This window comes from Ruegeria sp. CH5 (assembly GCF_056537025.1).
The window spans coordinates 403,749-429,947 of the sequence record NZ_JBQFQT010000001.1; the positions used below are offsets into that span (position 1 = coordinate 403,749).

Below are 26,199 nucleotides of genomic sequence, written 5' to 3' on the forward strand. Positions count from 1 at the left end.
GATTGAAATCAGTTAGCGCTAACAAAGGCAGTCAGGCGAAAATGTCAAGCAAAACCTCTGTCAGCGCCAGAACGCGACCCAGTCGAGAAAGTCGTAGAACTTCTTGCCGAGGAACAGGAGGTGCTCGGTTCCAAACAGCGCGAAATCCAGCATCAGACCACCAAGGATGAGGACTCCCAGCCAGATCGCGATTTGGTTTGTCATTGCTGCTCCGAACAAAAAAGCCCGCCCAGATAACCTGAGCGGGCGACGCGGTTCAAGCGGTCTTGATGAGATCAGTTAAGCCGTCCCATGGCGACGGCCACATCGGCCATGCGTACTGAGAAGCCCCATTCGTTGTCGTACCACGCCAGCACGCGAACCATACGGCCGTCCACGACGCGGGTCTGGTCGGGCGCGAAGATCGAGCTTTCCTCGGTGTGGTTGAAATCGGTCGACACCAGGGGGGCGGGTTCATAGCCCAGGACGCGCTGCATCGGCCCCTTGGCGGCCTCGGCGACGATGGCGTTGACTTCGTCGACGGTCACTTCGCGCGCGGCGCGGAAGGTCAGGTCGACGGCGGACACGTTCGGCGTGGGCACGCGAATGGCCGAACCGTCCAGGCGCCCCTTGAGGTTCGGCAGAACCTCGCCCAGCGCCTTGGCGGCACCGGTGCTGGTGGGGATCATCGACATGGCGGCGGCGCGGGCGCGGTACAGGTCGCTGTGGCGGCGGTCCAGCGTGGGCTGGTCGCCGGTATAGGCGTGGATCGTGGTCATGATGCCGTTTTCGATGCCGATGCCTTCGTCCAGAACCTTGGCAAGCGGGGCAAGGCAATTCGTGGTGCACGAGCCATTCGACACCATCCTGTCGTTGGCGGTCAGGCTGTTGTGGTTGACGCCGAACACGATCGTTTTGTCCACGTTCTTGCCCGGAGCCGACAGCAGAACCTTTTGAGCGCCACGTTCAAGGTGTGTTTTCGCCTTCAGCCCGTCGTTGAACTTGCCGGTGCATTCCAGAACGACGTCACAGCCTTCCCAGTCCAGCTCGTTCATGTCGTAGGTCGAAAACATCTGCATAGGCCCGCGACCCAGGTCCATCGTGTTGCCGCTGATCGAGACATCGCGTGGAAAGCGGCCGTGGATGCTGTCGTATTTCAGCAGATGCGCCGAGGTTTCAAGCGGTCCCGTGGCGTTGACCTTGATCACTTCGATATCGTTGCGGCCTGACGCGGCGATGTGCGACAGGGTACAGCGGCCGATGCGGCCAAAACCATTGATGCCGACCTTGATGGTCATGTGACGTCTCCAAATCCGCTTGTGTTCCGGGCGATATAGCGATGATCGGTCCATCTAAAAAGATGGAAAATACCATATTTGCAATGTGTTAGCGCAAACTTGGTGTGGTTGCGCTAACGCTTGCGCTAGCTGTCGGATCGGTTAGGGTCCAAAGTGCGACAGATGAACGGAAAGGATGCGGCATGAGCGGTTTGCTGGCCCTGTTGGACGATGTGGCGGGAATCGCCAAGGTGGCGGCGGCCTCGGTCGACGATGTGGCGGCGGCGGCCGGCAAGGCGGGGGCCAAGACCGCCGGTGTGATCATCGATGACGCGGCCGTTACGCCGAAATACGTCCAAGGGTTCGCTCCGGCGCGCGAGTTGCCGATCATCTGGCGCATCGCGCGCGGGTCGATGTTCAACAAGGTCATTCTGCTGCTGCCTGTGGCGCTGTTGCTGGCGAACTTCGCGCCGTGGCTGATAACGCCCTTGCTGATGATCGGTGGGTCATACCTGTGTTTCGAAGGCGCCGAGAAGATTTTTCACGTGCTGTTCCCGCATGGTAGCCACGTGATCGAAGAGGACATGAACGTCCGTGATCCGGGTCATCTGGAGGAGCAGAAGATCAAGGGCGCGATCAAGACCGATTTTATCCTGTCGGCCGAAATCATGACCATCGCTCTTTCTGCAATCGAGGCGCCGAATGTCTGGATGCAGGCGGCGACGCTGGCGGTTGTGGGGATCGGTGTCACGGTGGCCGTCTATGGCTCGGTCGCCTTGATCGTCAAAATGGACGATGTCGGGCTTTATCTCGCCAAGAACGCGCTGACGTCGGTCGGCCGCGGGCTGGGGCGCGGGCTGGTCAAGGCGATGCCAAAGGTCATGAAGACACTGTCGGTCGTGGGCACGGCGGCGATGCTGTGGGTTGGCGGCTCGATCATGATCCATGGGCTCGAGGTGCTGGGCTTTGGCTGGCTCGGCCACCACATCCACGATTGGGCTTATGCGGCCGGTCATGCCGTGTCCGATCAATGGGTCGGCGCGGTGGAGTGGATCAGCAAGGCTGCGATGGACGGCGTGTTCGGGCTGGCCTGGGGGTTCGTTCTGATCCCGTTGGCGACCAAGGTCATCGCACCGCTGTGGCCCAAAAAGGCAGAGCAGACAGCCGACCATTGAGGTCCAAAAGAAAAGGGCGGCACGATGGCCGCCCTTTGATTGCTCAGATCGGCTGGATCAGCCCAGCAATTCCTTGACCTTGGCAACCGTCGCCTCGGCGGTGATGCCGAAATGCTTGTACAGTTCGCCTGCGGGAGCGGACGCGCCAAAGCTCGACATGCCGATGAAACCGGCCTTGGCCTCGCGGCCACGCTCGCCCAGCAGCCAGCGGTCCCAGCCGCCGGCACGGACGGCGGCCTCGATACCGACGCGGACGGGGCCGGCGGGCAGGACCTTCTTGCGATAGGCTTCGTCCTGCTCGGCGAACAGCTCCATGCAGGGCATCGAAACGACGCGGGTGCCGATCCCTTCGGCCTCGAGCATCGCCTTGGCCTCCATGGCCAGCGACACCTCGGACCCGGTGGCGATCAGGATCGCCTGACGCTTGCCCTCGGCCTCGGCCAGAACATAGGCGCCCTGGGCGGTCAGGTTCTTGGCCTTGTGCTGAGTGCGCAAGGTCGGAACGCCCTGACGGGTCAGCGACAGGACCGAGGGGCTGTCCTTGAAGGTCAGCGCTAGTTCCCAGGCCTCGGCGGTTTCGACGGTGTCGGCAGGGCGGAACACATAGGTATTCGGCGTTGCGCGCGAGATCGCCAGATGCTCGACCGGCTGGTGCGTCGGGCCGTCTTCGCCCAGACCGATCGAGTCATGGGTCATCACGAAAACGCTGGGGATCTTCATCAGCGCGGCCAAACGCATCGACGGGCGCGCATAGTCGGTGAATGCCATGAAAGTGCCGCCATAGGGACGGATGCCACCATGCAGCGCCATGCCGTTCATCGCCGCGGCCATGCCGTGTTCACGGATGCCGTAGTGGATATAGCGGCCCTTGCGGTTTTCCGGCAAGAACACGCCCATATCGGCTGATTTGGTGTTGTTCGACCCGGTCAGGTCCGCCGAACCGCCGACCGTCTCGGTCATGATCGGGTTCACGACGTTCAGCACCTTTTCCGACGAGGCGCGGGTGGCCAGCTTGGGTTGATCCTCGGAAACCTGCTTTTTGAAGGCACGGATGGCGCCAGCCAGCTTCTTCGGCGCCTCGAACGCGTAGGCGCGGTTGAACTCGGCCTGCTTGCGCTCGGACAGTTGGGCAAAACGTTCTTCCCACGCCTTCCGTTCCATTGCGGCACGCGCGCCGATTGCTTCCCACGCGGATTTCACCTCGGTCGGAATTTCGAACGGTCCGTGCGGCCAGCCATATGCATCCTTGGCGGCCTGCAGCTGTTCGGCATCCGTCAATGCGCCGTGACCTTTCGAGGTATCCTGCGCGGCATGCCCCAGCGCGATGTGGCTTTCGCAGGCGATCATGGTCGGTTTCTTCGACGCTTTTGCCTGCACAATCGCCGCATCGATGGCCTTGGGGTCGTGGCCGTCAATCTCGATCACATGCCAGCCCGAAGCGGCGAACCGGCGCACCTGATCAGTACGGTCGGCAATGTCCACGGTGCCGTCGATGGTGATGTTGTTGTTGTCCCAGAACACGATCAGCTTGCTGAGCTCGTGCCGACCGGCCAGGGTGATGGCCTCCTGGCTGACACCTTCCATCAGGCAGCCGTCACCGGCGATCACATAGGTGTAGTGGTCGACAACCTTTTTGCCGTAATGAGCCCGCTGGATTTCTTCGGCCATCGCAAAACCGACGGCATTGGCAATTCCTTGCCCAAGAGGGCCAGTGGTGGTTTCGACACCGTCAATCAGGAAGTTTTCCGGGTGGCCGGCGGTTTTCGCGCCCAGTTGGCGGAAGTTCTTGATCTCGTCCAGAGTAACTGCGCTGTAGCCCGTCAGGTAGAGCAGGGAATAGATCAGCATCGAGCCATGGCCAGCCGACAGGATGAACCGGTCGCGGTCAGGCCAGTTTGGGGCCGAGGCGTCGAATTTCAGGTGTTTTTCAAACAACACGGTCGCGACGTCGGCCATGCCCATCGGCATTCCGGAATGGCCGGAATTGGCGGCGGCGACAGCATCAAGGGTCAGGGTGCGAATGGCCGCAGCCTTCGCCCAGTGTTCAGGGTTGGCATTGCGCAGCGCAGTCAGGTCCACGGGTGTTGTTCCTTTGGATTACGGCAGATTGCGGGCTGAATACCATCCACCCCCCAAAGTGCAAGCGGAACCCGGCGCGGCGCATTGCCATCGCTTCAAGAGTGTTGCTCAAGCCTTTGAAAGCAAAGAGTGGGTATTTTGGCGAACATTCCGTTAGACTAAGTACCGGTACGAGCCGTATTGATTCGGCCATCGGAAAAATAGAACGAACCTTGGTAAAGAGGTGACAGGGGCAATGAGCCAGATCGAAGACTTACAGCGACGCATCATGGCCGCGATGGATCGGATTGGCACCGGGATCGAGGCGTTACAATCGGCGGGTCCGGTCGCGGGCAGCGAAGATGGACAATTGCGCGCCGCTCTGGACGAGGAAAAGCTGGCCAATGCGCAATTGGAAGAGCGCCTGAAGTCTCTGAAAGAGCGGCACGACCAGGAAATCGACGCATTGCGCGCCCAGTTGGGCGAGTCCAATGCCAAACTGGCCACCGTCGAGGCCGCGCGTGCCGAACTGTCCGAAGCCAAGGCCGCGCTGGAAAATCAGGACGAAGTTGTAGCTCTGAAGGCCGAGATCTCCGAATTGCGGCGGCAGCTGGAGGATTCAGAGCGTATCCCCGAATTGAATGCCGAACTGGAAATGCTGCGGGCCGAACGCGCCAGCCACGGCGCAGCCATGTCGCGGCTTGATGACGACCTGCAGCGCTTGCGCAAGGCAAATGACCAATTGCGCGAAGCGGTCGACGAGTTGCGCAAGGCTGCCGAGGACGGCGTTCCCGATGCCGAGCTTCTGAACAAGGCAACCGTGGCCGAGCTGGAGGCCACCCGGGCCGCCCGCGCCACCGACGCGGCCGAGGCTCACGCGGTTCTGGCGCGGCTTGAGCCTTTGCTGACCCACGCCAACCTGGCCGAAGGAGAGGTAGAGTAATGCCCGAGGTTACCATTCATATTGGCGGGCGCGGATTTGAGGTTTCCTGCCAGGACGGCGAGGAACCGTTTCTGCACGCAGCCGCGAAGATGCTGGACGATGAGGCCCAGGTGATGGCCGACCAGATTGGCCGTATGCCCGAGTCGCGGATGCTGTTGATGGCGGGGCTAATGCTGGCCGACAAGGCGGCGGCCACCGAGGATCGCATCAAGACACTCGAGGCGAAGCTGGCCGAGGTTGAAGGCGAATTGGAGCGTATGCGCAGTGCGCCCGCGCCCGAGCCGGAACGGATCGAAGTGGCCGTTGTTCCGCCGTCGGTTACCGACACACTTGCAGAGATGGCGGCACGCGCCGAGGCGCTGGCCTCGGTGATCGAAGAGAAGAACGCGAGATGACACATTTGCGGAGTTTGTGCCTGGCGGCGTTGGTCGGGGCGGTCTCGGGCCCGGCATTGGCACAGATTGACATCCTATCGGTGACCTTCACCTGCGAGAGTGGCGTTGAGCTGCCCGTGACATACTTCAACCCCTCCGACGGCGAAGGGGCTGCGGCTATGATCGTCGATGGTCAGTTGATTGCCTTGCGTCAGGTCCAGAGCGGCTCGGGTATCCGTTACGAGTCGGTGAACGGGCAGGGTACGTATACCCTGCGGTCGAAAGGCTGGAACGCGATGGTCAGTTTCGCGGCGGCCGGAGCCACCGACGAAACCGAGATTTTGAAAGACTGTGTCAGCCGCTGAGCGGCTGATCAGGCGTTTGCCTCGCGGATTTTGTCGGCGGCTTCCTTGTTGTAGGCGACACCGTTTTCGTCGAAGAGCGTGTCCAGCTCTCCTGACAGGGTCATTTCCGTGATGATATCACAACCACCCACAAATTCGCCTTTGACGTAGAGTTGAGGCACGGTCGGCCAGTCCGAATAGTCCTTGATGCCCTGGCGGATTTCCTCGTCCGCCAGTACGTTCACGTCGGTGTATTCGACACCCATATAGTTCAGAACACCGGCCACCCGAGATGAAAATCCGCACTGCGGCATTTCTTTGGTGCCCTTCATGTAGAGCACCACGTCGTTGCTTTTGACGGTTTCGTCGATCTGGGTCTTAACGTCGGTCATTTCGCGTTTCCTTGTTTACGTTCGTCCGTCTGTCGGGCGGTCATTTCGATTGGCGGCTGCGCCACCAGTTTCTAGGTTCAGTACGCTGGTTCATCGCATGAACCTCGTCGATTACATTGACTTTTGTCACGCCGTCGGATTCCCACGGTCTGCGTTTCAAAGCGTTGGGGTCGGGGCACGTATCCGACAATCATCTTGTTCTGTTCCGTCTCAGATAGGCTTCGAGCAGAGCCTCGGCAACTACCAGCCCGCCGAAACAAATTCCGATCCAGACAACCCAACCGATCATGTCACGTGACCGAATTGTCGGATGCCATCGGAATGCACAAGGCAGCGCGTGCCATCACCAGAGTGCGAATGGCACTGGCCGCCGCCAGCCTCATCACTCGGGTACTTTCGTGGTCAACGCCAGCGCGTGCAGCTCGCCATCCGGGCCGTCCATCTTGCCCTTCAGCGCCGCATAGACCGCGCGCTGCTGCTGGACCCGGTTCTTCCCGCGAAAGCTTTCGTCCACGACCATGGCGGACATGTGTACGCCATCGGTGCCGCCGACCTGGATTTCCGCATTCGGAAAGGCTTCGCGCAGCAGATGTTCGATTTCGTGGGCGCTCATTGGCATTTAGGATACTCCTGAAGGTCTTTTCAAAGATGTAGAGCGATGCCGAAGCCCGCGCAAGGGTGTGCAGCGCCCTTGGAAAAGTCAGATCCCGCGCTGATCGAACAGCGCAGGATCCGAGTATGGTTCAGCGTCGTCGTGCTCAGGCGACGGCTTCGGCAAAACTGCTGCGATACATCGCTGAGAGTTCACTCAGAGGAGCTTCGGACGCGCCGATCCGCACGGTTTCTCCGGTAAAGCGCCCGACCGAAACCAGCGGCACGCCCGCCTGGCCCGCCGCAATCATCAGCGCTTCGGCCTGATCGAAGTTGCAGGCCACCAGGTAACGGCCCTGATCCTCACCGAACAGGAACTCGGTCGGGGTGTCATCAAGATGCACACCCACGCCCGCGGCTTCGGCCAGTTCGAAGGCTGCCAGTGCAATGCCGCCATCGCTCAGGTCAGTACAGGCCTTGATCATCTCGCGATTGGCCCGGATGAAGTCGCCGTTGCGCTTTTCAGCATCCAGATCCACATGCGGCGCGTCGCCGTCTTCGCGGTTGAAGACCTCGGCCAGCAGGGCGGATTGGCCCAGATGCCCCTTGGTTTCACCGATCACCAGCGCCACATGCCCTTCGCGAACCTCGGTGCCGATGATGTCGTCGGCGTGATCCAAAAGGCCGACGGCACCGATGGTCGGTGTGGGCAGGATCGCCTGACCGTCGGTTTCGTTGTAGAGCGACACGTTACCCGAGACGATCGGCATGTCCAGCGCGGCCACGGCGGCGCCGATGCCTTGGATGGCACCGACGAACTGGCCCATGATCTCGGGCTTTTCGGGGTTGCCGAAATTCAGGTTGTCAGTGGTGGCCAGCGGTTTGGCACCAACGGCGGTCAGGTTGCGATAGGCTTCGGCCACGGCCTGCTTGCCGCCTTCCTCGGGGTTGGCGCGCACGTATCGCGGGGTCACGTCCGAAGTGAAGGCCAGCACCTTGTCGGTGCCATGCACGCGCACCATGCCTGCACCAACGCCAGGCGTACGCGCCGTGTCAGCCATCACCATGGTGTCGTATTGCTCATAGACCCAGTGCTTGCTTGCGTAGTTAGGCGACGAGATCAGCGCACGCAGCCCGTCGATCGGGTCGATCTGCGGTACCTCGCCCAGATCTTCGGCCGCCGAGGTGGGGACCCAGGGGCGGTCGTATTCCGGTGCCGTTGAGGCCAGTTTCGACAGCGGCAGGTCGGCCTTGATTTCGCCGTTGTGCATGATCAGGAAACGGTCTTCGGCGATGGTTTCACCGACGATTGCGAAATCCAGATCCCATTTCTCGAACACGGCGCGGGCTTCGGCCTCAAGCTCGGGCTTCAGCACCATCAGCATGCGTTCCTGGGACTCGGACAGCATCATCTCGTAGGCGGTCATGTTTTCTTCGCGCTGGGGCACGTTTTCCAGGTCCAGCCGGACACCCAACCCGCCCTTGTCGCCCATCTCGACGGCCGAGCAGGTCAGGCCCGCTGCGCCCATGTCCTGAATCGAGATCACGGCGCCGGTCTGCATCAGTTCCAGCGTCGCCTCCATCAGGCGTTTTTCGGTGAAGGGGTCGCCAACCTGCACGGTTGGGCGCTTTTCCTCGATCGTGTCGTCGAATTCGGCCGAGGCCATCGTGGCACCGCCCACACCGTCGCGGCCGGTCTTGGCGCCCAGATAGACGACGGGCATGCCCACGCCCGACGCGGCCGAGTAGAAGATCTTGTCGGCATCGGCCAGCCCGGCGGCAAAGGCGTTCACGAGGCAGTTGCCATTGTAGGCCGGGTGGAACCGAACTTCACCGCCCACGGTCGGTACGCCGAAGCAGTTTCCGTAGCCTCCGATGCCTTCGACCACGCCATTGACCAGCTGGCGGGTCTTGGGGTGGTTGGGTTCGCCGAAGGACAGCGCGTTCATTGCCGCGATGGGCCGCGCGCCCATGGTGAACACGTCGCGCAGGATGCCGCCCACGCCGGTTGCCGCCCCTTGATAGGGTTCGATGTACGACGGGTGGTTGTGGCTTTCCATTTTGAAGACCACGGCCTGCCCGTCGCCGATATCGACCACACCGGCGTTTTCACCGGGTCCGCAGATCACCTGAGGGCCCGAGGTGGGCAGGGTGCGCAACCATTTCTTCGAGGATTTGTAAGAACAGTGCTCGTTCCACATGGCCGAGAAAATCCCCAGCTCGGTAAAGGTCGGCTCGCGCCCGATAATCTCGAGGATCATGTCGTATTCTTCGGGTTTCAACCCATGTGCGGCAATCAGATCCGGTGTGATGGCGGGCTCTTGCATCGTGTGTCCTGTTTCCAAGGTGGCCGGGATTGCGGGCCTTTTAGGGCAACCGGGCGATTTGGGAAAGGGTCAAGAGCGCGCAGCGAACAGGAACCGGCTATTTGCTGGCAGAATGCGGCGGCCTGCGACCGGGAAATGCAGGTCGCACCACCGCATTGATGGGGACAGCAGCGCGTGCGCCGCTGTCCCGCCGCCGTTATTGAGGCGGCTCTTCCTTCTTGTTCACGGCGTCGGCCGCGGCCGCGCCGATCGCCGCTTTTTGTTGTTCGCTCAGGTTTTCGGCCTCTTCCAATCCGGGGATGGCAACGCGTACCTCGCGGCGGGCAAAGTCGATCCCGTTCTCCTTGAACGCGGCCTTGACCCGGTTGAAGATCTCCTTGCGCAGGGTGAACTGCTTGCCGGGCTTGGCCATGAACTTGCCGCGGATGATCATGCCGACATCGTCAAAGTCGAACACGCCCTGCGATTTGAATGGCTGCAGGAAGCCATCCTTGTGGAGCGGGTCCTCCATCATCTCAGCGCCGATCTTCTTGAAGATCTTCTTGACCTTGTTCGGATCAGTGTCGAAGGGCACGGTGAATTTCAGCTTCATGATGACCCAGTCGCGGCTGTAGTTGGTCAGCTTCTGGATCTCGCCATAGGGAATGGTGTGCACCGGGCCGCGATGGTGGCGCAGTTGCATCGAGCGGATCGAGATCTTCTCGACCGTGCCGGTGGTGCCACCCACATCGACATATTCACCCACTCGGAAAGCATCGTCGATCAGGAAGAAAATCCCGCCCACGATGTCCGAGACCAGTTTCTGCGCACCAAAGCCGATGGCCAGACCCAGGATACCGGCACCAGCCAGAAGCGGCGTGATGTCCAAGCCCAGAGCGCCCAACGCCAGCAAGGCGAAGATCACCGCGATGGCCACCTGCGCGGTCACGCGCAGCAACGGCAGAACCGTGGCAAGGCGCGAGCCGCCGGCACCGCCGCCTTCGCCGGCTTCCTCATCGGGGCTCTGCTCCGAAGCCGTCTGCTCTTTGGCCAGGCGGCGGTTGATCCAGAGCGAGACCACCTCGTTCAGGATGTAGCCGATTGCAATGATGATGAAGAACTGAACCAGTTTGCTGCCGGTTTCCGAGTCCCCGCCCGCAATATCCTGCAGGTCCAGGTTCCAGGCATCCGCAATCATCAGAATGACCAGAATGCCGGCCAGAACGCGTCCGATGCGGATGTAGCTGCGTTTGGTCGATTTGTAGGCACGTTCCGCGATCGGGCCATCGCCCATCATCGGCGGCAGGAGGTGCCGGGTCAGCCCTCGGATCAGCGTGTCGAGTGCCGGTGCGATCAAAAGCCAGAACATCGTGACGAAATGCGCGCCTTCGGCCAGAAGGGCAAACACGGCCGGATTACGCTGAGCGGCGAGGAACTCGACCAAAAGCCAGGTACCCGCCGACACGGCGATCGCAAAATACGGGTAGTAGCGGGCGACTTCTTCGTCGAAATGCGTACGATCCGGATCGGAACCACGCATCATGTCGGTCAGACCGTTGCGGGCCGTCCAAGCAATGACACCGACATAGATGTGGATGGCGGTGTTCAGCCAGAAACCAAGGCGCGATTCACCCGGCATCACGCCATTCATCGCATTGAAATCCAGGATGAACAAGGTGAACCCGATCAGCAGAAACAGGCCGATCAGGTTCCGATGCAGGTATTTCGCCCATTTGTCATTCACGTTGACCAGTCGCAGATTGCTCTGCTTCGGGGCCAGAATGAAGCGGGAAATCGCGGCTCCCAGGCGGGGGAACCAGATCAGGAAGAACACGAAGGGTGCCGCCTGGGCAATTTGTTGTTCGTCCAGCAATCGACGCCCGACGAAAACCAGCGTGTAATAAAAGACAAGCAGCCCCAGAAACTCGACGCAGAAGCGCTTGAACAGAAAGACTACGGCGCCTTTTAGGTTGGTCGAGGCATCCCCATCGACGACTTTGATCCAACGGCGGGTCCAAAGGCCAACCGCCGTTTCTGCGGCATACCCGATTGCAAGCGCCAGGAAGGTGAACCCGAACAGGGTTGCCAGACCGCTTGCGCCAAACTTGTTTCCGAAATTGCTGAAGGCTTCGACCTGCGCCGAAACCAGCAGCGGAACCTTGCGGATGACATCCAGCCAAGACGCAGCCATGTCGCCCGCCGAGGATGAGATCGTTTGCAGCAGCCCCTTCCGGGAAGTCTGCGTTTCGGCCTGTTTCGCCGCGACCGCATCAAGCCGTTCCAGCAAAATGGCCCGGACTTGATCGTCAGACATTCTCGCCACCAGATCGTCGACCTGTTCGGGGGTCAGATCTTCGGGGATGGTCACATTGCTGGTGGTGGGTTCGCTGGTGCTCTGGGCCATGCTTGGCCGGGCCAGGAACGTGACGGATACCAACGCCATCAAAAACAGGCGGAGTAGGCTGGTCATAAACTTTGTCCTCGAACACGAAATATTATGGTTTTTCGCGATCATAGGCCCGTTGGCAAAATAATTCCAAACGATTTGGCACCGCGCGCCCGGATGCAGGCCAAAAAAAAGGCCGAGCACTAAGCTCGGCCGTAGTCCAACAGGGAGGTATGAAGATGATGAGCGTTTCAGCATCACCGCCTTCGAATGCTCATTTAGGGATCACTCTGTGAACGATCAAGGTTTTTTGGGCGCATTGAGGGCATGTCCGCTATGCTGCGGACGCATAGCTATAGTTTTCCCAGATGTTTCAGTTGCTTGCGATGCGCAATGATTTCATCCTGAACGAAATCTCGGAACGCTGCGACCCGTTTTGAGTGCCTCAGTTCTTCAGGATAGGCCAAATATACAGGCACATTCGCCGTCTCGATGTCAGACAGGATCGGGACCAGGTCGGGGAAATCCTCGGTCACGTAGTCGGGCAGGACGCCAATTCCGAGGTCATTCAGAACACCCTGCAGAACACCAAAGTAGTTGTTCACCGTCAGCAGTGAGCTGGGTTCGTAGGTCATCAGGTGACTGACCATCGACGCGCCAACGCCAACCTGGGGTGCGGCGGGGGTCTGACAGATCAGGCGGTGTTTCGAAATGTCCTCCAGCGTCTGAGGCGCGCCTCCGTGCGAATCCAAGTAGGTCTTGGTCGCATACAACATCATTCGAACGGTCATCAGTCGCTTGCGGACAAGATCGGCCTGACTGGGTTCCTTCATCCGGATCGCGACATCTGCTTCGCGCATCGGAAGATCCAGCACACGTTCTTCGAGCATCAGGTCAATATTCAGGTCCGGATACTGCTCGTACAGCTTGGGCAGACGCGGCGCCAGCCACAGGGTCCCGAAGCCAAAAGTCGTGGTGACCCGAAGGACTCCAAAGACCTCATCCTCGCTGTCTCGGATTCGCGCCGCGGCTGCGTCCAGACGCTTGGACATGGCCGTTGTTGCATCGAACAGAAGCTCGCCCTGTTCCGTCAGAATCAGGCCGCGGGCGTGGCGGTGGAACAGTGTGGCACCCAGCGATTCCTCAAGTGCGCGAACCTGACGACTGACGGCGGATTGGGACAGATTCAGCTTGTCTCCGGCATGCGTCAGGCTGCCGGCGTCAGCTACCGCGTGAAATATTCTGAGCTTGTCCCAATTCATCGTCGCAACTTTCGTTATCCTTTGGCAGCCCTATATGAAAGAGGTAACAAATTCCATATTCAAACGGGGAAATCGTTACAGAACAGGGGGAATTTTGTATACAGGTCAGAAATTATGACCTAAAATGACGTCAAATGCAGCACACTATTCCGACGTGGGGAGGCGTCTGATGAGTCAGCCAAAGATTTCGCTCAATGACCGTTTCGATTTGACCAAAAGCCCGGTGCTTTTGAATGGTACGCAGGCGCTTGTTCGTCTTATGATGATGCAGAAGGCCCGCGATACCGCCGCGGGCCTGAATACTGCCGGTCTGGTCACCGGTTATCGGGGGTCTCCGCTGGGTGCGGTCGATCTGCAAATGTCACGTGCCGAAAAGCAACTGGCCGAGTGTGATGTGACTTTTCAATACGGTCTGAACGAGGACCTGGCCGCCACAGCCCTGTGGGGCAGCCAGCAGGCGGGTTTGCGCGGCGATGGAAAATATGACGGCGTGTTCGGCCTGTGGTACGGCAAGGGTCCGGGCGTGGACCGGTCCGGTGACGTGATGCGCCACGCCAACATGGCCGGCAGCGCCAAGCATGGCGGCGTGCTGATGGCGATGGGCGACGATCACACGGGCGAAAGCTCGACCGTGCTGCACCAATCGGAATGGTCGCTGGTCGACATGTACATGCCCGTGGTCAGCCCGGCCGGAGTGCAGGAAATCCTCGACTATGGAATCTACGGCTTTGCCCTCAGCCGGTTTGCCGGGGTCTGGGTCGGGCTCAAGACGATGAAGGACACGATCGAGGTGACCTCGGTCGTGGATGGCCGGCCCGATCGGATGCAACTGGTGACGCCGGAATTCGACATGCCTGAGGGCGGGCTAAACATTCGGCTGGGCGACACGCCGCACCTGCAGGAGGCGCGGATCATCGACTACAAGCGGTTCGCGGCCGAGGTGTTCTCGCACGCCAACCGGATGGACCGGCGGGTCTGGGGCAAGCCGGGCGCCAAGATTGGCATTGCCGCGGCGGGCAAGAACTGGCTGGACCTGGTCCACGCCATGTCGCTGCTGAACATCGACGAGGCCGAGGCCGAACGGTTGGGGATCACCACCTACAAGATCGGTCAGACCTTCCCACTGGACATGAAGGGGTTCCACGATTGGGCCGAGGGGCTGGACCTGATCGTCATCGTCGAAGAAAAGCGCAAGCTGATCGAAGTGCAGGTCAAAGAAGCGATCTTCGACGATCGTCGCGGACGTCGCGTGTACGGCTGGTACAAGGGCGGGGCAGGCACGCTGCACCGGGAAGAGCTGTTCCCGACCCGTGGCGCGCTTGACCCAATCATGATCGCCGAGAAGCTCGGCGAAATCCTCATTGAGGAAGGCCGCGAAACCGACGGAATCCGCGCAGGGCTGGCCAGCCTGCAGGAAGCGCGGCGCAACGACAACGCGCAAGAGATCGCGACGCGGCTGCCCTATTTCTGCTCGGGCTGTCCGCATAATAGCTCGACCAAAGTGCCGGAGGGCAGCCGGGCCTATGCCGGCATCGGCTGTCACTACATGGTGCAGTGGATGGATCGCGAGACCACCGGCTTTACCCAGATGGGCGGCGAAGGCGCCAACTGGATCGGTGAGGCACCGTTCTCGACCACAAAACACGTGTTCCAGAACCTGGGCGATGGCACCTACAACCACTCGGGCGTTCAGGCGATCCGGGCGGCGCTGGCGGCCGATACCAACATCACCTTCAAGATCCTGTTCAATGACGCGGTCGCCATGACCGGCGGGCAGGAGAACGAGGGCCACCTGACCGCCGAGCGCATTGTGTGCGAGGTCAAGGCCATGGGCGTCCAGCATGTGGCCGTCGTCTATGACGAAAAGGAAGACGTGAACTTCAAAGCGCTGCCCGGCGACGTGGAAACCCACGAACGGGCCGAACTGATGGCGGTTCAGAACAAGTTCCGCGAGATCGAGGGCGTGTCGGTCATCGTCTACGTCCAGACCTGCGCCGCCGAGAAACGCCGCCGCCGTAAGCGCGGCACCTTCCCGGACCCGGACAAGCGCGTCTTCATCAACTCGGACATCTGCGAAGGCTGCGGCGATTGCGGGGTGCAGTCGAACTGTGTCTCGATCGTGCCCAAGGAAACCGAGCTGGGACGAAAGCGGGCGATCGACCAGTCCAGCTGCAACAAGGATTTCTCGTGCCTCAACGGGTTCTGCCCGTCCTTCGTCACGCTGGAAGGCGCCAAGATCCGCAAGGAAGCCACCACCGAAATCGACATCCCCCATCTGCCGCAGCCGGTACTGCCGCAGATCGAGGGCACGCATAACGTGGTCATCACCGGCGTCGGCGGCACCGGCGTTGTGACCATCGGGGCGGTTCTGGCGCAGGCCGCGCAGATCGACGGCAAGGGCGCGGGCATGATGGAAATGGCCGGGCTGGCGCAGAAGGGGGGCGCGGTGCATATCCACTGTCGCCTGGCCAACAAGCCCGAAGACATCAGCGCCATCCGCGTGGCCACCGGCGAAGCGCATGCGCTGATCGGAGGCGACCTCGTGGTGTCGGCCGGGGCCAAGACGCTGGGCCTGACGCGCACTGGTCAGACCGGCGCGGTGGTCAACAGCCACGAGATCATAACTGGCGATTTCACCCGCAACACCGAGTTCCACATTCCGGTCGACCGGCTGGAACTGGCGCTGGAAGCGCGACTGAAGGACGGTCTTGCCCTGTTCGACGCGACCGAGTTGGCACGCGCGGTGATGGGCGATTCGATCTATTCCAACATGATGGTGTTCGGGGCGGCCTGGCAGCGGGGTCTGCTGCCTGTCAGCCACGAGGCGATCATGACCGCGATCGAGCTGAACGGCGCCGCGGTCGAGCGCAACAAGCGCGCCTTCGAGGTCGGCCGCTGGGCGGTTCTTCATCCCGAGGACGTGGCGCGCATCGTGACCCCCACGGTGACCGAGTTGCCCAAGACGCCCGAGCAGGCCATCGCCTTCCGCGCCGATCATCTGGTGGCCTATCAGGGCAAGCGGTTGTCGAGGCGCTATCTCAAGCTGGTCGAGTCGATCGAAGACCCGAAGGTCCGGGATGCCGTCGCGCACGGGTATCACAAGCTGTTGTCCTACAAGGACGAATACGAGGTGGCCCGCCTGCTGCTGGACAGCCGCGACAAGGCCGCCGCCGAATTCGACGGCGACATCAAGATGACCTTCCACCTTGCTCCGCCGATCCTGGGGGGCAAAGGGCCGGACGGGCGTCCGCGCAAACGGCAATTCAGCGAATGGCTGCTGGGGCCGATGAAGGTTCTGGCCAAGCTGAAGGGGCTACGTGGCACGCCGCTGGACATCTTCGGCTATACCGCCGAGCGCCGAATGGAACGGGCCTTGATCCGTCAGTATGAGGCGGACATGAAAGAGGTTCTGCCCAAGCTGGATGACAACACCCGCGATGCGATTGTCGCGCTGGCGCGGTTGCCGCTGGACATCCGCGGTTTCGGTCCGGTATTGGCCGCCAACGAAGCCAAGGCCGCCAAGCGGCGCGAGGAACTTCTGGCCGTGATCCGGCAGGGAGGAACCGAGACGCGGGCCGCGGCCGAGTAACGTCATATCGGTGTCATGGAGGCGCGGTAGGGTTCCCGTCCGCGCCGTCCGATGACGGCCACACCGGAGACCCGTGATGAAATCACGTCGCCAAGTCGCTCGGGACATTTCCTACGCCCATTCTGCTGAAACGCGGGGTGGGCGCATGGTCATCAAACTGATGGAGAACACGACCGGTCGGCTGCGTCTGATCCGGCGCGCGGATGGTTACGAGCGCGAGGTCGCCAATGGCCGTGATTTCTGGTCGGTCATGGTCGAACGCTACGGGCTGAGCCTGAACGTGGTGGGCGGGGCGTTGTCAAACATCCCCAAGGACGGCCCGCTGATCCTGATCGCCAACCACCCCTACGGTATCCTGGATGGGCTGATGATGGGGCATGTGCTGTCCCAGACCCGCGGAGATTTCCGGATTCTGGCCAACCATGTATTCCACAAGGCCGAGGATCTGAACCGGATCATCCTGCCGATCTCCTTCGATCAGACCAAAGAGGCGATGCGGCTGAACCTGCAGACCCGAAAAACCGCCCTGGATTATCTGGGGCAGGGTGGGGCAATCGGGATTTTTCCCGGCGGTACGGTCAGCACGGCGGCCCGACCGTTCGCGCACCCGATGGACCCGGGCTGGCGCGGATTCACCGCTCGGATGGTAGCCAAGTCAAAAGCGACCGTGGTGCCTTTGTTTTTCGATGGTCACACCTCGCGCCTGTTCCAGATTGCCAGCCATCTGCATGTGACGCTGCGCATGGGTTTGCTGATCAAAGAGTTCAAAAAGCGCGTCGATACCCCAGTGGATGTGGTCGTGGGGCAGCCCATCGGCCGCGACGTTCTGGACCCATTGGCCGGCGATACGCGCAAGATGATGGATTTCTTGCGCAAAGCCACGTATGAGCTGTCTCCGAAGCCGCTGAAGTCGTATGACTATGGCTATGAATTCGAGGAACGGCATCGCGCCTGAAGGGGCAAATGGCAGTAGGCATCTTTGATTCCGGATTGGGCGGGCTGACCGTCCTGAACGCCGCGCAGACACGTCTGCCGGAGGTGGATTTCCTGTATTACGCGGACAGCGCGCACGCGCCTTATGGCGTGCGCGACGCCGAGGATATCTACAACCTGACCCGAAATGCGGTTCAGGACCTGTGGTCGCGCGGCTGCGATCTGGTGATTCTGGCCTGCAACACGGCCAGCGCCGCGGCGCTGCGGCGGATGCAGGAAGAGGGCGTGCCCCAGGGCAAGCGCGTGCTGGGTGTGTTCGTGCCGCTGATCGAGGCACTGACCGAGCGCCAGTGGGGCGACAACAGCCCCCCGCGCGAAGTGGCGGTCAAACATGTGGCTCTGTTTGCCACGCCGGCAACCGTGGCCAGCCGCGCTTTCCAGCGTGAACTGGCGTTCCGCGCCATCGGCGTCGATGTTGAGGCGCAGGCCTGCGGTGGCGTGGTCGATGCCATCGAGGACGGTGATATGATCCTGGCCGAAGCCCTTGTGCGGAGCCATGTGGACGCGTTGAAGCGCAAGATGCCGCAGCCGCAGGCTGCGATTCTGGGCTGCACCCATTACCCCTTGATGGCCGAAGCCTTTCAGGCGGCGTTGGGACCGGACGTGCAGGTGTTCAGCCAGGGCGACCTCGTGGCCGAAAGCCTTGCGGATTATCTCCAGCGGCATCCGGATATGCTGGGAGGGGGTGAGGCGGGTTACCTGACCACAGGCAATCCGCGGAAGGTCAGTGACCGGGCAACGCAATTTCTCCGACGACAGATCACCTTCAAGGCCGCCTGACTTAGGTCAAGGACCGGCCCCTGTCATGAATTTATTCGGTACCTGTCACGTCGGCGGGTGCCAGACGTGTCACATGAATCTACGAGGTCTGACATGACCCACAAAATCGCAATCCTGGGCGCTTCGGGCTATACCGGTGCTGAGTTGGTGCGGCTGATCGCCGAGCACCCGAATATGGAAATCACCGCCCTGGCGGCCGAGCGCAAGGCCGGGCAGACCATGGCCGAGGTGTTTCCGCATCTGCGCCATCTGGATTTGCCGCGTCTGTGCAAGATCGAGCAGCTTGACTTTGGCCAGATCGATCTGTGCTTTTGCGCGCTGCCGCACAAGACCAGTCAGGAGGTCATCCGGGATTTGCCCTCCGACCTAAAAATCGTTGATTTGTCAGCGGATTACCGGCTGGCCGACCCCGACGAGTACGAGAAATGGTACGGCAATCCGCATGCCGCACTCACGCATCAGGATGAGGCCGTCTACGGACTGACCGAGTTCTATCGTGAGGACATCCGCGCTGCGCGGCTGGTGGCTGGCACCGGGTGCAATGCTGCCACGGGGCAGTATGTGCTGCGGCCGTTGATCGCGGCTGGTGTTATCGACCTGGATGACATCATTCTTGATCTGAAATGCGCTGTCTCCGGGGCGGGGCGCGCGCTGAAAGAGAACCTTCTGCACGCCGAACTGAGCGAGGGCACCAACGCCTATGCCGTCGGCGGCACCCACCGGCATCTGGGCGAGTTCGATCAGGAGTTCTCGAAACTGGCGGGCCGCGCGGTTCACATCCAGTTTACGCCGCACCTGATCCCCGCGAACCGGGGCATTCTGGCGACCTCGTATGTGAAGGGTGATCCGCAGAGCGTTTATGAAACGCTGTGTGCAGCCTATGCAGACGAGCCTTTCATTCAGATGCTGCCCTTTGGCGAAACGCCTTCGACCCACCATGTGCGCGGATCGAACTTCTGCCATATCGGCGTCGTTGCTGACAGGATCGAACGGCGAGCCATCGTGATTGCGGCGCTGGACAACCTGACAAAAGGTAGCAGTGGGCAGGCCTTGCAGAACGCAAACCTGATGTTAGGTGAACCCGAAACGACCGGGCTTATGATGGCCCCACTGTTCCCATGAGGGCGAGATGAAGACGCTGAAGAAACGTCGTCGTGTACAGATCATTCTGTTGGCTTTTGTGGCTTTGGCCCTGGCGACGGGCTTGATCGGTTATGCCATGCGAGACGGGATCAACTATTTCCGCTCGCCCAGCCAGGTAATCGCCGAACCGCCGGCGCCGAACGAGGTGTTCCGCATCGGTGGCTTGGTCGAAGAAGGCTCGATCGTACGAGGGCAGGGTGAAACCGTACGGTTCACCGTCACCGACGGGGGTGAGAGTGTGAAGGTGGCCTTCACCGGTGTCTTGCCTGATCTGTTCTCTGAGGGTCAGGGGATGGTCGGCACCGGAAGCTACGTTGATGGCGTGTTCCAAGCCACTGAAATTCTGGCAAAACACGACGAGACCTATATGCCGAAAGAGGTTATCGATGCCTTGAAGGAGCAGGGCGTCTACGAAGAGCCGGCAGACAGCTGAAACAGGACAGCCTTCGGTAGGTTGCCTGAATGAGTGTTCAAGGGCGTTGCGCGATCTGGTCGTGCAGCGCCCTTCTTCGTCTCATGGATTTAAGGATTTCACCGGACCGTGGGCCGCATAGGAACACAGAGGTGCAGCATGCAGTCGGTTCAACAGATTGCCAACGAGATCGTAACCCGCGAGGGCGGCTTCGTCGATGATCCGGACGACCCCGGAGGGGCCACGAAATACGGTGTCACAATCCACACGATGCGACGGTTGGGCCTTGACCTGACGCGTGACGGCACTGTCGATCGCCGCGACGTGATGGCGCTTGGCCGGGATCAGGCCGTCGCGATTTTCATCACGCATTACTTTCAAAAGCCCGGTCTGGCACGGGTGCCCCACGTGCTGCAGCCGACGCTGTTCGATATGTACGTGAATGCGGGCGGACAGGCGGTGCGCATCCTGCAGCGTCTTTTGGTGCAGATGGGATTTTCGCTCGCCGTGGATGGCGTTTTGGGGCCGCGAACGGCTGGGGCGTGCGATCAGGCCGCAAAACCCGATCCGGTGGTGTTGCGCGACGCGTATGGGGTGGCACGAAGGAACTACTATTTCCGGCTTGCTGACCGACGTCCAGCCTTGCGCAAATACGTGCGCAGCCGCAACGGTGGGAAAGGGGGTTGGATCCGCCGGGCCGAGGAGTTTCTATCTCCGCCCTATCACCTGAGCATGGCCGAGTTTCAGCAAAGGATAGCCGCATGGGACTGATCGCAGGTGTTTTTGATCTTCTGTTCGGGGGTGGGCGCAACGTGGTGCGCGAAACTGCAGAGGTGTTCCGCGAGAACGCGGAGGCCGGTGCGGAACGCGCTGTTGCGCTGCGTGGACAGGCGATGAACCAGTTCGGCGCGGAATTCGAGGTTCCTCGCAAAGGCGGGTTTGACCGTTTCATGGACGGTTTGAATCGGTTGCCAAGACCTGCATTGGCGCTGGGGACATTGGGTTTGTTCGTGGCCGCGATGGTCGATCCACTGTGGTTTGCGGCGCGGATGCAGGGAATTGCGCTGGTGCCCGAGCCGCTGTGGTGGCTACTGGGCGTCATCGTGTCGTTCTATTTCGGAGCGCGGCACCAAGCGAAGGTTCAGGACCTTCAGCGTGATATCTCAGTCACGATGATGCGGGCGCCACAGGTCATGGCCAACTTGCGTGCTTTACACGAGATGCGAGCGGAAAGTCCGGGAGCCGCCGATCCGGGGCCGGATGCGGAACTGACGGCTCAGGTGATCATCCCCGATCATAACCCGGCGCTGGAGGACTGGCGGCGTCTGCAGCGCGCTTGACCCGCGACACTATGTGCGCCTGTTTGCGGCGAAAGTGATTGGCGCTTGCCCGGGCGCGGGATTATACCCGTGCCCATGATTACCGAGCTTGGACATTTCGCCCTTATCCTGGCCTTCATGGTGGCCATAGTTCAGACAGTCGTGCCATTGATCGGCGCCGCAAAACGCTGGCCGTCATGGATGCTGTTCTCCGAGCCCGCGGCTATTGCGCAGTGTCTGCTGACAGGATTTGCCTTCACTGCGCTGGTGTGGGCCTTTGCGACCTCGGATTTCTCGCTGCGGATCGTGGTGGAAAACAGCCACTCCCTGAAGCCGATGCTGTATAAGATCAGCGGAACCTGGGGAAACCACGAAGGTTCGATGCTGTTGTGGGTACTGATCGTGGCGCTTTTTGGCGCAACGGCTGCGCTTTTCGGCCAGGGTTTGCCACCCACGCTCAAGGCCCGTGTCCTCGCGATGCAGGCCGCAATCGGGGTGGCGTTCTACGCCTTCATCCTTTTTACGTCGAACCCGTTTGACCGGCTTCCCGTGGCGCCGTTTGACGGCCGCGATCTCAACCCCTTGCTGCAGGACCCCGGTTTGGCTTTCCATCCGCCGTTTCTGTACCTCGGATATGTGGGTCTGAGCATGGCATTTAGTTTTGCCGTCGCAGCCCTGATCGAGGGGCGGGTGGACGCGGCGTGGGGTCGGTGGGTTCGACCGTGGACCCTCGCAGCCTGGATTTTCCTGACCATCGGCATCGCGTTGGGGTCGTGGTGGGCCTATTACGAATTGGGTTGGGGCGGATTCTGGTTCTGGGATCCGGTGGAAAACGCGTCTTTCATGCCGTGGCTTCTGGCCGCCGCCCTATTGCACTCGGCCATTGTGGTCGAAAAGCGCGAAGCCTTGAAAAGCTGGACCATTCTGTTGGCGATCATCGCTTTTGGATTCTCGCTGATCGGAACCTTCATCGTGCGCTCGGGCCTTCTGACGTCGGTTCACGCATTTGCAAACGACCCTGAGCGCGGTGTGTTCATCCTGTTCATTCTGGTGGCGTTCATTGGCGGCGCGTTGATCCTGTTCGCCGCTAGGGCCCAGGCGATGGAGGCCAAGGGGCTGTTCGGAATGGTCAGCCGTGAAAGCGCATTGGTGCTGAACAATATCCTGCTGGCTGTCAGCAGTTTTGTCGTGTTCTTCGGGACCCTGTGGCCGATGGTGGCCGAAATGATGTTCGACCGAAAGCTTTCGGTCGGGGCACCGTTCTTCAACGCGGCCTTTACGCCGTTCATGGTAGTGCTGGGCATCGCATTGCCTCTGGGCTCGATGCTGCCGTGGAAGCGCGGCAGGCTGGGCCGCGTCGCATGGCAGTTGCGCTATGCGTTTGTGCTGGCCGTTTCGCTGGCCGTACTGGTTTGGGTGTTGCAGACGGGCCGCAGCGCGCTTGGCCCGGTTGGTTTGTTCCTTGGCGCATGGATCACCTTCGGCGCCGCGGTCGATCTGTGGAGCCGCACAGGCCGCACCGGCGGTTTCCGGCGTCTGATGCGCCTGCCGGGTGCGGATTGGGGCAAAGCGATCGCCCATACCGGTTTGGGGGTCACGATCTTTGCGATTGCCGGCCTGACCGCCTGGGAGGTCGAGGACATCCGTGTTGCACGTATCGGCGAGACCTTCGACGTGGGCGGTTTCTCGTTCACTTTGGACGGTGTGCGCGAGGTTGAGGGGCCGAACTATTTCTCCACCATGGCCGACGTGCAGGTTCAAAAAGATGGTAGAGAGATAGCTACGCTGAACCCGGAAAAACGTACCTATCCGGTGGCCGCCATGCCCACGACCGAAGCCGCGATTGACTACCGTTTTCTGCGTGATGTCTACGTGGTCATCGGGGATCAGCAGGACGATGGCGGCTGGGTCATGCGCACCTACATCAAACCTCTTGCGAATTGGATTTGGGGAGGCTGCATTCTGATGGCTCTGGGCGGATTGTTCAGCTTGTCTGACCGCCGCTTCCGGGTGGCCGCAGGCGCGCGCAAGGCCCCGGCAGGCGGGGTACCTGCCGAATGAAACGTCTGATCGTTTTGTTGTTGTTGCTGGCATCGCCGCTGATGGCGGTCCAGCCGGATGAAGTCCTGGACGATCCGGCGCTCGAAGCCCGAGCGCGAGACATCAGTACGGGCCTGCGTTGTCTGGTATGTCGAAACGAAAGCATCGACGAAAGCAACGCGGAACTAGCCCGTGACCTGCGCATTTTGCTGCGCGAACGGCTGGTCGCGGGCGACACCGATGAAGAAGCGGTTGCCTATATTGTCGACCGCTACGGAGAATACGTGCTACTCAAACCCACGACCACGGGGGCGAACCTGCTGTTGTGGCTGGCAGGGCCGGCCATGCTGTTGATAGCGGCCGGTCTGGGGTGGAACTTCTTGCGCGGTCGTGCGCGGGTTGAGGAGACCTCCGCCGTGGACGGATTGAGTGACGACGAGAAAGAGCGCCTGCGCCGAATTCTTGAAGACTGACGTGCGGTTTACCTTTCCCTTGCGCGGCATTTGCGTCAGGGTTCGGGAAATTCTGCGCATGTGAGGACTTCATGGAATACGAAACGGTGCTTTTGGACATCACGGACGGTTTGGCTGTGGTCACGCTGAACCGGCCGGACAAGATGAACGCGCTTACGACGAAAATGCGCGCCGAGATTACCCATGCGATGAAAAAAGCCGCTCATGACGCGCGTGCAATCGTTCTGACGGGCGCGGGTCCGGCGTTTTGCTCCGGCCAGGATCTGGGCGATGCGTCCAGCACCGGCAAGATCGATCTGGAACGCGCGCTGCGCGACGAATATGAACCGATGCTGGAAGCCGTTCATGATTGTCCGGTGCCGACGATCGCGGCCGTGAACGGTCCCGCGGCGGGGGCAGGGGCCAACCTGGCCCTGTGTGCCGATGTGGTCATTGCGACCGAAAGCGCCTATTTCCTGCAGGCCTTTGCCCGGATCGGTCTTTTGCCGGACGCCGGCGGGACGTGGTTCATGCCGCGCCAGATGGGGTTGGCCAAAGCCATGGGTGCGGCGCTGTTCGCCGACAAGATTTCTGCGCGTCAGGCCGACCAATGGGGCATGATCTACGAGGCGGTTGCCGACGATGAATTCGCCGCGCATTGGCGCAAGCGCGCCGATTACCTGGCCAAAGGGCCGACTGCGGGCTTTGCCGCGATCAAAAAGGCGATGAGAGGCACCTACGAAAACACCTTGCCGCAACAACTGGCGACCGAGGCGCACCTGCAAGGAGAATGTGGGCGCACCCGTGACTTCGCCGAAGGCGTGGTGGCATTTCTGGAAAAACGCGCCCCCCGGTTCGAGGGGCGCTGACCATCAGGCCCGGCGGCGGCGACGCGCGCGCCGTTCGGGCATCGCCTCGTCCCCGGTTCCGTCACTGGCCGACGAGAAAGGCCCAAGGACTGCAGTAATTTGCTCGAGCGACGGACGGGCGCCACGGGGTTCAGTGTCCAGTGCCTTGCGCATCTCACGCAGGTGCGCTGGCATCGTTCCGCAGCAACCACCGATGATGGTCGCACCTGAATCCCGCGCCATGGCTGCGTAACGGCCCATCAGTTCGGGCGTGCCGTCATAGTGGATGTGGCCATCGACATATTTCGGAATGCCCGCATTGCCCTTGGAGATCAGGGGGCGTTCGGTTCCCTGAGCCACAAAACCCAGAACCGTGCGCAGGATGTCAGACGCGCCGGTGCCGCAGTTGGCGCCAAAGGCGATCGGCGGATTGGGCAGGGTTTCGACCAGTTGCGCCAGATCGGCCGAGGTCACGCCCATCATGGTGCGCCCGGCGGTGTCAAAACTCATGGTACCGCACCAAGGCATGTCGGCCAGCGCAAAAGCCTCGGCCGCGGCGCGGAATTCCTCCGGCGCGCTGATCGTTTCTACCCACAGCACGTCGACGCCGCCGGCTTTCAGCGCCTCGGCCTGTTCGTGGAACATCTCGACCGCCTCGGCATGGGTCAGGCTGCCTACAGGTTCCAGGATTTCACCGGTCGGACCGACCGAGCCCGCAACCACCACCGGGCGTCCGGCGGCATCCGCGACCTCGCGCGCCAGTTCGGCGCCGATGCGGTTCAACTCGGCCACGCGGGTGTGGGCGTCGTGCAGCTTCAGACGTGCTGCCGTTCCGCCGAACGTATTGGTCAGGAACAGGTCGCTGCCTGCATCCACCGACCCCTGATACAGGGCGCGGATCTTGTCGGGCTGGTCGGTGTTCCACAGCTCGGGCGCGTCGCCCGATTGCAGCCCCATGTTGAACAGGTTCGTTCCGGTGGCGCCATCGGCAAGAATGGCGTCCTTCGTTTCCAGCAATCTGGTCAGCGCGTTGGTCATTGGAGATGTCCGGAGTTGTGGCCCCAAAGGCCAAAAATTTAGACGCCCCGTGTCGCATGACCGGGACGTCAAATCAAATTCATAATACTCATGAAGATCATGAGGTGGGCGGCATGCCTCAGTTGGCTTCGCTCATCACCTGGGCTTTGGCCTCGGGCAGCAGTTCCACCATCTTGGCGCGGATTTCCTCGGGGCTGGACAGATCGCCCAGATCGGCGGCGACCTTGCGCACCACGTCCTCGTGGCCGGCCTCTTCGAAATCGGCGATTACGACGGATTTTGCATACTCGGCGGCCTCGTCGCCGCTTTTGCCCATTTTTTCCGCAGCCCACAGGCCCAGCAGCTTGTTGCAACGGGCTTGCGCCTTGAACTGCATTTCTTCGTCATGGGCGAATTTTGCTTCAAAGGCGTTTTCGCGTTCGTCGAACGTGGTCATGGGTGTTGGGCCTCTTCAAGTAAAAGTGTGTTTCCTGATGATATGACCATACGCGCTGCCGG

At 61.0% G+C, this 26,199-nt stretch carries 24 protein-coding genes; 14 read left to right on the forward strand and 10 right to left on the reverse strand.

From position 1 onward, the window contains the following. Positions 1 to 60 precede the first annotated feature (60 nt). The gene (locus ACR0JC_RS01940) at positions 61 to 204 is read right to left on the reverse strand and encodes a hypothetical protein (RefSeq protein WP_170338780.1); all 144 of its coding nucleotides are present in this window, start codon (positions 202 to 204) and stop codon (positions 61 to 63) included. Positions 205 to 275: 71 nt separating this feature from the next. Further along, entirely contained in the window at positions 276 to 1,277 is a 1,002-nt protein-coding gene (gene gap, locus ACR0JC_RS01945; RefSeq protein ID WP_170339356.1) for a type I glyceraldehyde-3-phosphate dehydrogenase, read from the reverse strand. Positions 1,278 to 1,459: 182 nt separating this feature from the next. Here gap and ACR0JC_RS01950 point away from each other — a divergent pair, with 182 nt between their 5' ends. Continuing rightward, positions 1,460 to 2,431, forward strand: coding sequence for a DUF808 domain-containing protein (locus tag ACR0JC_RS01950; protein WP_170339354.1), 972 nt, complete (start codon positions 1,460 to 1,462; stop codon positions 2,429 to 2,431). A gap of 57 nt (positions 2,432 to 2,488) precedes the next feature. Here ACR0JC_RS01950 and tkt read toward each other — a convergent pair whose 3' ends face one another. After that, positions 2,489 to 4,510, reverse strand: coding sequence for a transketolase (gene tkt, locus ACR0JC_RS01955; protein WP_170339352.1), 2,022 nt, complete (start codon positions 4,508 to 4,510; stop codon positions 2,489 to 2,491). Positions 4,511 to 4,745: 235 nt separating this feature from the next. On the opposite strand from tkt, the gene ACR0JC_RS01960 reads away from it, so the two are divergent. The 3 genes from ACR0JC_RS01960 to ACR0JC_RS01970 are packed head-to-tail and all read left to right on the forward strand — an operon-like array spanning position 4,746 to position 6,171. Beyond that, positions 4,746 to 5,432, forward strand: coding sequence for a hypothetical protein (locus ACR0JC_RS01960; RefSeq protein ID WP_170339350.1), 687 nt, complete (start codon positions 4,746 to 4,748; stop codon positions 5,430 to 5,432). Further along, positions 5,432 to 5,827, forward strand: a complete 396-nt coding sequence (locus tag ACR0JC_RS01965) for a cell division protein ZapA (protein WP_170339348.1) — start codon at positions 5,432 to 5,434, stop codon at positions 5,825 to 5,827. Before ACR0JC_RS01960 ends, ACR0JC_RS01965 begins: the two co-directional genes overlap by 1 nt. Next, positions 5,824 to 6,171, forward strand: a complete 348-nt coding sequence (locus tag ACR0JC_RS01970) for an MliC family protein (RefSeq protein ID WP_170339345.1) — start codon at positions 5,824 to 5,826, stop codon at positions 6,169 to 6,171. The genes ACR0JC_RS01965 and ACR0JC_RS01970 overlap by 4 nt, the downstream gene beginning before the upstream one ends. Positions 6,172 to 6,179: 8 nt before the next feature. Here the strand turns inward: ACR0JC_RS01970 and grxD are convergent, their stop codons facing one another. From grxD to ACR0JC_RS01995, 5 genes are all read right to left on the reverse strand, one after another. After that, positions 6,180 to 6,542: a Grx4 family monothiol glutaredoxin gene (gene grxD / locus ACR0JC_RS01975; RefSeq protein WP_170338767.1), complete on the reverse strand. Its 363-nt coding sequence runs from the start codon at positions 6,540 to 6,542 to the stop codon at positions 6,180 to 6,182. A gap of 382 nt (positions 6,543 to 6,924) precedes the next feature. Then, complete coding sequence (locus ACR0JC_RS01980) at positions 6,925 to 7,161, reverse strand: BolA/IbaG family iron-sulfur metabolism protein (RefSeq protein WP_093961963.1); 237 nt, start codon at positions 7,159 to 7,161, stop codon at positions 6,925 to 6,927. Positions 7,162 to 7,300: 139 nt separating this feature from the next. Further along, positions 7,301 to 9,460, reverse strand: coding sequence for a phosphoribosylformylglycinamidine synthase subunit PurL (gene purL, locus ACR0JC_RS01985; protein ID WP_170339343.1), 2,160 nt, complete (start codon positions 9,458 to 9,460; stop codon positions 7,301 to 7,303). A 196-nt stretch (positions 9,461 to 9,656) separates the two neighbouring features. Next, complete coding sequence (locus ACR0JC_RS01990) at positions 9,657 to 11,909, reverse strand: mechanosensitive ion channel family protein (RefSeq protein ID WP_170339341.1); 2,253 nt, start codon at positions 11,907 to 11,909, stop codon at positions 9,657 to 9,659. Between the two features lie 269 nt (positions 11,910 to 12,178). Continuing rightward, a complete protein-coding gene (locus tag ACR0JC_RS01995; protein WP_093961966.1) occupies positions 12,179 to 13,087 on the reverse strand; it encodes a LysR family transcriptional regulator in 909 nt (302 codons plus the stop codon). Positions 13,088 to 13,256: 169 nt separating this feature from the next. On the opposite strand from ACR0JC_RS01995, the gene ACR0JC_RS02000 reads away from it, so the two are divergent. From ACR0JC_RS02000 to ACR0JC_RS02045, 10 genes are all read left to right on the forward strand, one after another. Next, positions 13,257 to 16,676 (forward strand): indolepyruvate ferredoxin oxidoreductase family protein, encoded by a 3,420-nt coding sequence (locus ACR0JC_RS02000; RefSeq protein WP_480763095.1) that lies wholly within the window; start codon positions 13,257 to 13,259, stop codon positions 16,674 to 16,676. 76 nt (positions 16,677 to 16,752) lie between these two features. Continuing rightward, positions 16,753 to 17,631, forward strand: coding sequence for a lysophospholipid acyltransferase family protein (locus tag ACR0JC_RS02005; RefSeq protein ID WP_170339337.1), 879 nt, complete (start codon positions 16,753 to 16,755; stop codon positions 17,629 to 17,631). Between the two features lie 8 nt (positions 17,632 to 17,639). Then, a complete protein-coding gene (locus ACR0JC_RS02010) occupies positions 17,640 to 18,449 on the forward strand; it encodes a glutamate racemase (protein ID WP_170339335.1) in 810 nt (269 codons plus the stop codon). 93 nt (positions 18,450 to 18,542) lie between these two features. Beyond that, positions 18,543 to 19,571 (forward strand): N-acetyl-gamma-glutamyl-phosphate reductase, encoded by a 1,029-nt coding sequence (gene argC, locus ACR0JC_RS02015; RefSeq protein WP_170339333.1) that lies wholly within the window; start codon positions 18,543 to 18,545, stop codon positions 19,569 to 19,571. Between the two features lie 7 nt (positions 19,572 to 19,578). Continuing rightward, complete coding sequence (ccmE, locus tag ACR0JC_RS02020; protein ID WP_170338751.1) at positions 19,579 to 20,025, forward strand: cytochrome c maturation protein CcmE; 447 nt, start codon at positions 19,579 to 19,581, stop codon at positions 20,023 to 20,025. Positions 20,026 to 20,163: 138 nt separating this feature from the next. Continuing rightward, positions 20,164 to 20,775 (forward strand): holin-associated N-acetylmuramidase, encoded by a 612-nt coding sequence (locus ACR0JC_RS02025; RefSeq protein ID WP_170339330.1) that lies wholly within the window; start codon positions 20,164 to 20,166, stop codon positions 20,773 to 20,775. Next, positions 20,766 to 21,344, forward strand: a complete 579-nt coding sequence (locus tag ACR0JC_RS02030; protein WP_170339328.1) for a holin family protein — start codon at positions 20,766 to 20,768, stop codon at positions 21,342 to 21,344. Before ACR0JC_RS02025 ends, ACR0JC_RS02030 begins: the two co-directional genes overlap by 10 nt. A gap of 75 nt (positions 21,345 to 21,419) precedes the next feature. Further along, on the forward strand, positions 21,420 to 23,384 hold the full coding sequence (locus ACR0JC_RS02035) for a heme lyase CcmF/NrfE family subunit (protein ID WP_170340057.1): 1,965 nt from the start codon (positions 21,420 to 21,422) through the stop codon (positions 23,382 to 23,384). Next, positions 23,381 to 23,836, forward strand: coding sequence for a cytochrome c-type biogenesis protein (locus tag ACR0JC_RS02040; RefSeq protein ID WP_093961975.1), 456 nt, complete (start codon positions 23,381 to 23,383; stop codon positions 23,834 to 23,836). Before ACR0JC_RS02035 ends, ACR0JC_RS02040 begins: the two co-directional genes overlap by 4 nt. A gap of 71 nt (positions 23,837 to 23,907) precedes the next feature. After that, positions 23,908 to 24,684 (forward strand): enoyl-CoA hydratase-related protein, encoded by a 777-nt coding sequence (locus tag ACR0JC_RS02045; RefSeq protein ID WP_170339326.1) that lies wholly within the window; start codon positions 23,908 to 23,910, stop codon positions 24,682 to 24,684. Between the two features lie 3 nt (positions 24,685 to 24,687). Here the strand turns inward: ACR0JC_RS02045 and bmt are convergent, their stop codons facing one another. Together bmt and ACR0JC_RS02055 are read right to left on the reverse strand one after the other, a co-directional pair. Further along, a complete protein-coding gene (gene bmt / locus ACR0JC_RS02050; RefSeq protein ID WP_170338743.1) occupies positions 24,688 to 25,701 on the reverse strand; it encodes a betaine--homocysteine S-methyltransferase in 1,014 nt (337 codons plus the stop codon). A 118-nt stretch (positions 25,702 to 25,819) separates the two neighbouring features. Beyond that, the gene (locus ACR0JC_RS02055; protein WP_170339324.1) at positions 25,820 to 26,137 is read right to left on the reverse strand and encodes a DUF1476 domain-containing protein; all 318 of its coding nucleotides are present in this window, start codon (positions 26,135 to 26,137) and stop codon (positions 25,820 to 25,822) included. Positions 26,138 to 26,199: the final 62 nt, after the last annotated feature.